The organism is Pseudomonas sp. MWU12-3088 (genome assembly GCF_023242405.1).
Lineage (GTDB): Bacteria > Pseudomonadota > Gammaproteobacteria > Pseudomonadales > Pseudomonadaceae > Aquipseudomonas > Aquipseudomonas kribbensis.
The window spans coordinates 121,728-132,465 of the sequence record NZ_JALJEA010000015.1 but is presented as its reverse complement, the minus strand read 5'-3'; the positions used below and the strand labels follow the sequence as shown (position 1 = coordinate 132,465).

The 10,738-nt window shown below is 53.8% G+C and carries 8 protein-coding genes and 1 pseudogene; 8 read left to right on the top strand and 1 reads right to left on the bottom strand.

Features of this window, described 5'->3' with window-relative positions; genetic code table 11:
* The 6 genes and pseudogenes from M5B98_RS26845 to M5B98_RS26820 form a co-directional block, all read left to right on the top strand.
* Positions 1-403 (top strand): annotated as a pseudogene (locus tag M5B98_RS26845) (DUF2345 domain-containing protein); the annotation flags it as partial.
* The gene (locus tag M5B98_RS26840) at positions 388-1,221 is read left to right on the top strand and encodes a DUF4123 domain-containing protein (RefSeq protein WP_248744481.1); all 834 of its coding nucleotides are present in this window, start codon (positions 388-390) and stop codon (positions 1,219-1,221) included. The pseudogene M5B98_RS26845 and the gene M5B98_RS26840, both read left to right, overlap by 16 nt.
* Before the next feature lies 1 nt (position 1,222).
* Positions 1,223-4,231 carry a hypothetical protein gene (locus M5B98_RS26835; protein ID WP_248744480.1) on the top strand — a complete coding sequence of 1,003 codons (3,009 nt, stop codon included), beginning with the start codon at positions 1,223-1,225 and terminating at the stop codon, positions 4,229-4,231.
* Positions 4,224-5,195, top strand: coding sequence for a tetratricopeptide repeat protein (locus M5B98_RS26830; RefSeq protein ID WP_248744479.1), 972 nt, complete (start codon positions 4,224-4,226; stop codon positions 5,193-5,195). Before M5B98_RS26835 ends, M5B98_RS26830 begins: the two co-directional genes overlap by 8 nt.
* A 349-nt stretch (positions 5,196-5,544) precedes the next feature.
* A complete protein-coding gene (locus M5B98_RS26825) occupies positions 5,545-6,255 on the top strand; it encodes a hypothetical protein (RefSeq protein ID WP_248744478.1) in 711 nt (236 codons plus the stop codon).
* A 62-nt stretch (positions 6,256-6,317) separates the two neighbouring features.
* Positions 6,318-7,034, top strand: a complete 717-nt coding sequence (locus tag M5B98_RS26820; protein WP_248744477.1) for a permease — start codon at positions 6,318-6,320, stop codon at positions 7,032-7,034.
* 229 nt (positions 7,035-7,263) lie between these two features.
* Here the strand turns inward: M5B98_RS26820 and M5B98_RS26815 are convergent, their stop codons facing one another.
* Entirely contained in the window at positions 7,264-7,986 is a 723-nt protein-coding gene (locus M5B98_RS26815; protein ID WP_248744476.1) for a tellurite resistance TerB family protein, read from the bottom strand.
* Positions 7,987-8,162: 176 nt separating this feature from the next.
* Here M5B98_RS26815 and M5B98_RS26810 point away from each other — a divergent pair, with 176 nt between their 5' ends.
* Positions 8,163-9,077 (top strand): LysR family transcriptional regulator, encoded by a 915-nt coding sequence (locus M5B98_RS26810; protein ID WP_007954670.1) that lies wholly within the window; start codon positions 8,163-8,165, stop codon positions 9,075-9,077.
* A 144-nt stretch (positions 9,078-9,221) separates the two neighbouring features.
* A complete protein-coding gene (locus M5B98_RS26805) occupies positions 9,222-10,679 on the top strand; it encodes a gamma-aminobutyraldehyde dehydrogenase (RefSeq protein WP_248744475.1) in 1,458 nt (485 codons plus the stop codon).
* Positions 10,680-10,738: the final 59 nt, after the last annotated feature.

Genomic DNA, 10,738 nt, shown 5'->3' with positions numbered 1-10,738 from the left:
GGGCGTGAACCAGCACATCAAGATCGGCACCGGGCAATTCATCGATGCCGGGCAGGAAATCCACCTGAGCAGCGGGATGAAAGTGGTGCTGGAAGCCGGGGCGGAACTGACGCTGGTCGGTGGTGGCAGCTTCATCAAGATCGATGGCGGCGGCGTGACCATGAGCGGGCCGGCGATCAATATCAACTCGGGGGGTGGACCGGGGAGCGGGATCGGCGCGGCACCGTTGATGCCGGGGCCGTTGAAGCAGGCGGATGCGGATAAAGCCGGGAAGTTGTTGGTGCCGGCCATGCTCAATCCGTTTGTACGAAAAAGCATGCAAGGCCTTCCCCTTGTTCCTGTCTGCGGAAAGCAATCCAACGGCGCTTGCTCACGAGAGGTTTGCCCATGTCTGCATGGTTGAGTCAATTCCTTGAACTACCAGTAACCGCAGCGCCTTCGAGCAGCGGTGGAAGCCGTTCTCTGTATTGCATTATCGACAGTGTCCGCCAGCCCCGCGCCCTCGAGCAGCTCTATCAGCAATCCGACCTGAACGGAGTGGAAAAACTGTTTCAGGACACGCCTTTCGCTGAAATGGATGATGTCAGCCCGCTTTGGCTTCAACTGAAACCGGGAAGCGCCGTCGCAACCAAGGCCATTGAACTATGCCGAGAGAGTCGTGCAGGCATCCTTCTGACCTCCAGCGATACACCGGAAAACTCCTTACTGCATGCCCGTCGTCTGTTGCGAATGAACTCCCAATCCTACGGAGACTCTCTGGCGCGGTTCTACGACCCGGCTTTCTGGAGCGCATTGGCAATGACTGCCCCTGCACAAGCTCTCTACGGCCCATGGGAAAGTGTCCATACGCCGCCGGCTCATATCGAAGATCAGAACTGGCGAACCTGGGAACGACCACAAGACGCCAACGGCGCGAAAGATGAGTTCAGGTATCCCCTGCAATTGCACGACGATACGCTTGCCGCGTTCGATGAAATCCGCTGGTGGTATTGGATCAGGTCCCGGGAGGCTGAATCAGCCAATGGGTTACCCGACAGTGAACTACCTGTGGTGTCGGAAAATTTGCAGTTGCTGGTAGATCACGGCATTGACGAGGGCCGACATCTTGAGCGCTTGCTGCCGCAATTGAGGCGGAGCCCCTTACAAGAACGCACCGACGCCATGAACGTGCTGAGCAGCGAGATGCTGGCATTCGAGAAAGTACAACGACTGGAAATCTGAGATGACAGGTACGTCCGAACAAACAACCCCGCAAGAGCCCACACCAGTCGTTATACCGGCGGATCCGCCAAAGGCGCCCGCTGATGCCGAAACGTTCTGCAAAGACAAGAAGCCCGGTTGCAGCAGTAGCTACGACGACATCATCTACATCACCGGCCAACGCCGATTCTGGCTGCTGCCCAAACGCACGTCGGAAAAGCTGAAGGAAAGCGTCAGCCTGCTCAAGCAGAAGACCGTCGACGCAGACAAGGCCACTCGCATGAGCAACATCGCCGATGCCGGATTGATGGAGTACTTCCTCACGCCGGGGCCGGAAGCCTTTCTCGAAGGCGAGCAACATAGCAGTTACTTGGCATCGAAGTCGGCAATCCCCGAAGACACTACCAAAAAAGCCCAGTGCCGTAAGGATTGGGAGGCGGCAAAAGCCAAGGGTGACAGCGACGCTACGATGCATGCCGAGCGCGAGATGTTCCACGCCGGACAACGCATCGAGAAAAACCGGAAAAACATGGAAACCCTCGAAAAAGTATCCGACGCAAAAGCAAAAACGTTGGGGTACAAACGAGAAAATGGGGTCTTCTATACCCCGCGTGCGTTAAAGGCTCGGGACGCCATCGACAAGTACATTGAAAAGCGTGACAAGGCCAAAGCCCATGGCTACAAAATGTTCGACCCTGGCACCAAGAAAATCGCTTCCGCCTGGGAGCACTTGAAAGACTACAAGGCGCTACACAAAAAACTGATTGAAACCGGTGAAGTCGATAAGAAGGCGTTGAAGGGGGTACAGCTCAACATCCTTGCGTTGAAAGACTTGATGTCCAAGTACATCAACTCCATCGTGGAACTCGCTGAATGCGGGATCGCGGTTCCCGAGTTCGCCCTCAGCCCCGACGATCAGTATGCGGGCACAGAAGACTTCCAGGCCTTCGTAGAGCTGACCACCAAGCGAGATGAACTCGAGAAGAAAATCGAAGACCGCTATTCCCAGTGGGTCTCGGCCACTGGAGGCAAATCCGCGCCACCCGGGGTGCTCTTCGTCAAATTGAGAGATCAGTGGTACGAGCTGAATACCGAAGCAGAGCGGATTCAGACGACCGCCGAAGCCCGCGTGCGGGAAATCCGGCCCCCTCGTATGTTTCTCTGGGACCCCGAAACCTATAAGCCAAAACCGATTGAGCGCCTTGCCAAGACCAACATTCCTCTGCGAGAGCTAAGCAGCGCGTCGTCGACAACGATCCTGAACCACATCAGCCTCAAGCACTTGGCCCAAGTGAGCGGCAATGCATTCAAGGGGCAACTGAAAGAGCTTGCCACCAGCCTGCCCAAGTCAATTGCCAAAGAGGCCGACGACGATCGCGTTTTCAGTGACTGGCTCAATCAGGAAGGTGCACTGCAATTCGATGAAAAAGGCCCCTGGTTCGACGAGCACGGCTTGTTCGTACCCGACAAATTCTTCGCGGCTCTGGAGGCCAAAGGCTACAGAGTTGAAAGCATCAAGGCTGAAGACAAGCGCAAACGTTGGGGTGAAAACCTCAAAGCGATGGTGTTCGAAGACAAACAGCTTCGTAATCTCATGCTTTTTGACAACAGCCCGCAGGCCCAACTGGTCAGATGCTTGTTACCAGAAGGCGCCAACCTGCTGACAGAAGTCAAAATGGAAGGCCCCACCTGGAAAAATGGCGCCCCTCAAATTGCCAACGTTGAAGTCGCTCTGGATGTAACCGCATGGCGCGGAGAAGTGACCCTGCTGAAGGTCGAGTTGCCAAAACGGGTCAAGGCTGAACCCTGGACCGCCAAATACAAGGCTCACGATGGCAGTATCCGCAGCGTCAATTTCGGCAAATTGTCCCTGGATCTGGAAGCCAAGGCCTGGGGCTTCGCCGGCGCCAGCCTGATGCTTTCCCGCGATCTGTCTCTGGATCAAAAAACCGGTTACACCAGCCTTGTTGGCGTAGACGTTGCCGAGAAAACCGGCGAGATGGGCAAGTACGAAGTGTTTGCTGGCGCCCAGGCTGGATGCAAGGTGACCGGCAAACTGTTCTGGTGTCCGCCTCCCGGCGTCCTCCCGCCTGCACCAGTGCCGAACCGTCTGGCAGCCAACCAGTGGCGCCCGTTGGCAAAACTGGAAGTCGAAATGGCGGTCGCGGTTGGTGCCGGCATTTCGGGAGACCTGAACCTGCGAGTGCACGACGGACGTCTTTTGCTGTCGATCAAAGGCGCGCTCGTTTGGGGCGCTGGGGTCAAAGGCTATTTGACCTTTGAGGTCGGATACGAAAGCATCGTAGCCCTGACGGAACTGGTGCGACAGGAAATGGCCGCGAACCAATACAAGGATCTGGAGTGGGTGGAAACCGAAGCCTTGGCCTACGTGAAAAAACTGAGCTTCCTCGGCGCCACGGGAATTGATGTGGCGTTTGCTTACGTGCGTGGGTATGCAATTGTTAAAGAGATTTTTGATGCTCTTACTCAGGGGGATCGTGGGGGGCAGATTGCTCACACACTGGTTTTTGATAAGAACCAGCAAGTGATGCAGGATTGGGTTAATAACCTGCTCCCCCAAGCACTCGGTCCCTTGCTAATGATTTTGAGCGCTTCGCCCAAGGCTTTCTCCGCCGAAGATGATCAGGACAGTAAAAGCTACAATATGGACGAAGCACATTTACTGCAGCAGCAAGCAATTGAACGATGCTTAAGCTGGATATCGCAAAAGCCTAATGCAAACTTGCAATTTGAGGATGCAATTATTCGGATGAATCGTGACGGAGTACGCCCTTCACAAGCTGGGACCAACTACTGTAAAAACAAGTTACGACTCGATTCATTTATGGCTGAAAAAATACTGGGCCACATTCCAGGCAATAACAGAATGCGCGCCAGATATGCAGAGAACGTCAAATCGCTAGGTGCAAGAATGAACAATCACTGCACTTACTCCGTAGCTTATAAAGGCCCTGCTTTTGCACCTATTCAAGAACTGAAGGCTAGCTACCAAGGACCAAACATTGATTAAGAAAATTCTTGTCGCAATCTTATGCTCGATTTTATTCTCCGGCTCAGCTTTTGCCAAACTAACTACTGAGCAAGAGGCCGCAAAAGAAAAAGGCATTTCACTTTACCAACAAAGTGACTGGTACGACTCCCAACCGCTACTCAAAATTGCGGCAGAGAGTGGCGATAGTGTTGCGCAGTACTATTTAGGAGAAGCCATTCGTCTTAGTAAACGCTACATCACAGAAGACGCAAAAAAATGGTACGAGGCAGCAGCCAGCCAAGGTGACCTTTACGCAATGCTACGTCTAAGCAACTCAGATGATCTATGTAAAAAAATGGGTAGCTGTGCCGGTAAAAGCGGTGAAGAGTGGAGAGAGCATGCTTTGAAGATTGCAAAAGAACGTGCCGAAAAAGGCGACTCTGAAGCAATGACTGTTTTATTCACAGCGAAGCAAGGTTTGGAGTGGTTGGAAAGAGCGGCAAACGCTGGTAACGGGTTTGCCCAGAAAGTCCTTGCAGGGGTTTACCAAGACGGTGGCGGATGGTTCCTGACTCCCGGTAGTCGCGAGAAAGCTGTTGAGAAATGGTTTAAAGCCTCAGCCGAGAGCGGTTATGCGCCAGGCATGTATCTTTATGCAAATTTCTTGTACGAACACAACGCAAGTAAAGAAGAAGTTGGATACTGGATTGAGAAGGCTGCTGAGATGGGCCATATCGATGCTGCGGGTGGCTATGCTTTGACGGTAGCTCATCTTCCTGACAGCTACGGTTTCCCATTGGATTTAGTGAAAGCTTACGGAATAACCTACCTTATCTCGAAACTAGAGGGGGGTGGGGTCGCACCGGAAGATGCTCGCAGAAGCCTTCCAGAAATAGCAGAAAAAATGACTCCAGAAGAAATCAAAAAAGGGATAGCTTTCGCCAAAGAGTGGAAAACAAAGCATCCTCCACTATCTTATTTTGTTCCACCTTATGGCTACTGATCTAAGAAAGAGGTGGCAGAATTAATTTCTAAAAAAGCTCCTCCACCTTTTCTTGTAATTCGTATATAGACAAGAAACGGTGACACAAGAAACGGCGACAGATTTATTTCTAGAATATAAATCCGTCACCTTTTTTTAGATTTAAAGTACAACGTCATTCAAGACGGCGACAACCATAAAACGAACTTGAACCTGAACATTTTCTGCGGCAACAAACAAAAAAAAACTGTAGCCAACCTGATTAAACCCTACTTATCCAAAGACGTGCCCTTCATCACCGCCAAAGTCGATGTACCGCTAAGCACTGATTGACAAAAATGCAAGCAAAACGACAAGAAAACCACAAACAATGGAATTAAAAAACGACACGACCCCTTCAGAAAAACCATTAAAAAATCAGGAAAGAATCCTGATGAAATGGACGATAAAAGCCAAGCCCCGGGATACAACCCACATGGACATCGGCATGGCAATCATTATAGCCATCGGTATAGCGGCGATAATAAATGGTATCCACGAGTCTTATATCCTCAACTTATCAGAAGAAAATGGCTCCATTTTCCTGAATCTTCATGCTGGTATAATCTGGACTTTGGTAGCCACCTACCTTTGGACTCTTGTCGTTCATCAAAAAAAGACATATACCTATACTATTACCGAAACAGTGGGAACCGAGGAATCTTCAGCAAACTTTCCAAAGTCTGCTCATACCGTATTCAAGGCCATATCGGCGCTATTTTTTATAATTATTATCGCAACCATTATCTATAACCCTTCATCGGCTTTAATACTCGCAGGCCCTGCAGGGATGGCCTTGATAACAGCAAAATTTTTTCTTACCTGGAACAACACTCCGAAAATAGAAGAATCATCCGAATGGAAAGAATACAAGTTCGTCACCATCGACAAAAAAAGACGTTTAATCGTAGCTCAATATACCGACATCATGATCGGCTTCGAGGCCAGGCTTCCCGAAAACTTATTTGCAGAATACTTATCAACACTTAAAAAACTACTTCCGAAAGATGCAGTTTTTGCGGAAAAAGATTGGATGTGGTGAACTACCAAACCGAAACATCGAAACCTGCGCGATGATCCTGGCCGTAGCGGAATAATACGAACATGACAAAAACCAGTGACAACTCATTCAACCAGATCTCATGCAGAGCCTTTGAAAAAGAATCAAATGCACATGAACGCGTCCTTATGGAATGGTCGACAAAAACAATAAAATCTACACCTAAAGAAATCATGAAAGCACAGCTTTGGCTCTTTGCTGGCGCAACGCTAATGAATATTTTTGTAACGGCCATCACTTGGAACAACCTGCCACAATATATGCTTGGACTTTTCTCGGCGTATGTATTTTCGTACGCAATAACCATCTACTTCATACTTATATTACGCCAAAAAACGGTATTCAATTACTCCATTACAGAGAACCATGGGAAAGTCGAATATTTTCGGCATTATCCAGAATCTTCCGAAACCATTTTCAAAAGCCTCGCTATTTTTATAATATTATTTTTCTCAGGCGTTGCGATTTATACAGGATCCTTAGCCTTTATGATCGGTCCGGCAGCCATGACGCTAGGAGCAGCAAAACTCCTTCTCGGCTGGAAAAACAACATAACCAACTCGCGCAGCTCCCCTTGGGCGGAATACAACTTTGTAACTGTAGATCGGTCTAGACTCATGATAGTCACCCATAGAACCAACCAATCAGTGGGATTCGAAGCACGCTTCCAAGAAACGGCTACATTCGATCGTTACTTGAAGATTTTAAAAGCAGTACTACCAAGCAGCGCCATATACACAGAAAAAAGCTGGCAATGGTGATTATTGAAACCTCATGGTTACACTGACTGCTTATCTAAATATATAAATAACAGAAAGCTGACAGGTCCACTTTCTAACAAATGGATCTGTCACCTTTTTTCTCTTACGGAGATCTTTGCCCAGGTTTATTTGAATGAGGGAAGTGGCAAGAAACGTGCATAGTAGAAACGTGCATAGTCATGCCTCTCAAGACAACAGGGCTGCACTGATGCAGCCTTGACTCAATAACTTAGAGGGTCGCCACCCTCACCTGCCTCTCCAACTCAACCTTCAACCCCGGCTCCAGCTTCAACTGCTTCGCCAGCTCATCCAGATACACCTTCTCCATGAAGTTCTCCTCATCCACCATCATCACGCTCGCCACGTACATCTCGGCGGCCATCTCCGGCGTGCTTGCCGCGCGGGCGACGTCGGTGGGGTCGAGGGGTTTGTTGAGTTCGGCGTGGAGCCAGTGTTTGAGTTCCTGATCGTTGTCGAGCTTGGTGAATTCGCCTTCGATCAGTTGGCGTTCGCGGTCGTCGATGTGGCCGTCGGCTTTGGCGGCGGCGACCAGGGCTTTGAGGATGGCCTGGCTGTGTTGTTCGACTTGCGCCGGTGGCAGGCGATCGAGGGTTTGCGGTTCGCTTTGCGGGGCGGTGCCTTTCTGGGCGTTCCAGTTGCCGTAGGCTTTGTAGGCGATCACGCCCAGTGCGGCAAGGCCGCCGTAAATGGCGACTTTACCGCCAACCTTGCGGGCCTTTTTACTGCCCAGCAGCAGGCCCATGGCCCCGGCCGCCAGGGCACCGCCGCCTGCGCCTGACAGCAAACCACCGAGTGCGCCATTACTGGAAGATCCGCCCAGCAAGCCGCCCAAACCACCGGCCGCCGGTTTGTTCTGTGCCCCGCCCGCCTTGTTCTGTAGCAGATCCTGGCCGGACTTGAGGAGTTGATCGAGCAATCCACGGGTGTTCATGTTCCGTCTCCAAACAGGGGTTATCCGGATCAATAAGGCCCTCAGCCTAGTTCGAAAGTGCCCGTCAATTGGGGGCGAGTGTGCTTCCAGATGTTGCCTGGCCCACCGCAGCCATTCGCGAAAATAGATATACACTCGAGGCAATCTATAAAAAACGCCCACCGGGTAAGCCTTCCATGATGACCTTGCGTCAGATCCGCCATTTCATCGCCGTGGCCGAGACCGGCTCGATCTCCGCCGCCGCGCAAACCGCGTTCATTTCCCAATCGACCCTGACCCTGGCCATCCAGCAACTGGAGGAAGAAATCGGCGTCAGCCTGTTCAACCGCCACGCCAAGGGCATGACCCTTACCCATCAGGGCCACCAATTCCTGCGTCAGGCGCACCTGATTCTGGCGACCGTGGACAACGCCAAACGCAGCCTGCAACAGAGCACCGATCAGGTTGCCGGGCAGTTGATCGTCGGCGTGACCAGTCTGGTGGCCGGTTATTACCTGGCGGATTTGCTCACCCGTTTCCAGCGTGCCTATCCCAATGTCGAGATCCGGGTGATGGAGGACGAGCGGCCGTACATCGAGCATCTTCTGGTCAGCGGCGAGATCGATGTCGGCGTGCTGATCCTCTCCAACCTCGAAGACCGCCACGCCTTGCAGACCGAAGTGCTGACCCACTCGCCGCACCGCTTGTGGCTGCCGGCCCAGCACCCGCTGCTGGAACACGACAGCATCAACCTCGCCGATGTCGCCCGGGAGCCGTTGATTCAACTGAACGTCGACGAGATGGATCGCAATGCCCAACGTCTGTGGCGTGGCGCCGGGCTGCAACCAAAGATCACCCTCAGAACCGCGTCCACCGAGGCCGTGCGAAGTCTGGTGGCGGCGGGATTGGGCGTTTCGATCCAGCCGGACATGACCTACCGCCCCTGGTCGCTGGAAGGCGACATCATCGAAGCCCGACCGATCGCCGACCTCAACCAGACCCTCGACGTCGGCCTGGCCTGGCGTCGCGGCACCGCCCGCCCCGCGCTGGTCGATCCCTTCCTGACCGTTGCTCGCGAGCAGCCTCACGGCGGACGCAAGCCATCTATTTAATCGAATGCCACCTTCAGTATTTAGAATTTGTCGACCCCGGAGCCGCGCACTAGTCTTGCTGCATCTATAAGACGGTCGGCTCCCGGAACAGGGAGCAACATGCCGTTAAAACAAAAAGAAATGCAAAAAAAGAGAACCCTCAAAATGGCTGGCGCGCAGACCCACATGCATACCGCGTTGCTGATCGATGGCGAACTGGTCGCCGGCCAGGGTTTTGTCGAACCGATCCTCAACCCGGCCACCGGCGAAGTCCTGACTCAGATCGCGGAAGCCAGCACCGAGCAAGTCGAAGCCGCCATCCTCGCCGCCCATCGCGCCTTTGCCGAGTGGTCGCGTACCACCCCGCAACAACGCTCGAATTTCCTGCTGGAAATCGCCAGTGCCGTCGAAAAACACGCCGACCACCTCGCCCGCCTCGAAGCCCTGAACTGCGGCAAGCCGCTGCACCTGGCGCGGCAGGACGACTTGACCGCCACGGTCGATGTGTTTCGCTTCTTCGCCGGCGCTGTGCGCTGCCAGACCGGTCAGCTCAGCGGCGAATACGTGCCCGGCTACACGAGCATGGTGCGCCGCGACCCGATTGGCGTCGTCGCGTCGATTGCGCCGTGGAACTACCCGATCATGATGGCCGCGTGGAAGATCGCCCCGGCCCTTGCCGCCGGCAATACGCTGGTATTCAAGCCGTCCGAACACACGCCGCTGTCGATTCTGGCGCTGGCCCCAGCGCTGGCCGAGATTCTGCCGCGCGGGGTGATCAACATTGTCTGCGGTGGCGGCGAAGGCGTCGGCAGTCATCTGGTCGGCCACCCGAAAGTGCGCATGGTGTCGCTGACCGGCGATATCGTCACTGGCCAGAAAATCCTCCAGGCCGCCGCAAAAACCCTGAAACGCACGCACCTCGAACTCGGCGGCAAGGCCCCGGTGATCGTCTGCAACGATGCCGATCTCAAAGCCGTGGTCGAAGGCGTGCGCACTTATGGCTATTACAACGCCGGGCAGGATTGCACCGCGGCCTGCCGGATCTACGCCCAGGCCGGGATTCACGACAAGTTGGTGGCCGAACTCGGCGCGGCGGTCAGCAGCCTGCGCTTCGCCGGCAAACGCGACGCCGACAACGAAATCGGCCCACTGATCAGCACCCGCCAGCGTGACCGCGTGGCCAGTTTCGTCGAGCGCGCCCTCGGCCAGCCGCACATCGAACGGGTGACCGGTGCGGCGGTGCATTCCGGCGCCGGGTTCTTCTATCAGCCAACCCTGCTGGCCGGTTGCAAACAGAGCGATGAAATCGTCCAGCGCGAAGTGTTCGGCCCGGTGGTGACCGTGACCCGCTTCGACGAATTGGCGCAAGCGGTGGACTGGGCCAACGACTCGGAATACGGCCTCGCCTCGTCGGTCTGGACACAGAACCTGGACAAGGCGATGCAGGTCGCCGCACGCCTGCAATACGGCTGCACCTGGATCAACAGCCATTTCATGCTGGTCAGCGAAATGCCCCACGGCGGGCTGAAACGCTCCGGTTACGGCAAAGACTTATCCAGCGATTCGCTGCAGGACTACAGCGTGGTGCGGCACATCATGGCCCGCCACGGCCAGCATCTCTGACTACGCTAATAACAAGCCGCTGACGGCATGCTCCACCGCGTTCACAACTGCCCCGACCA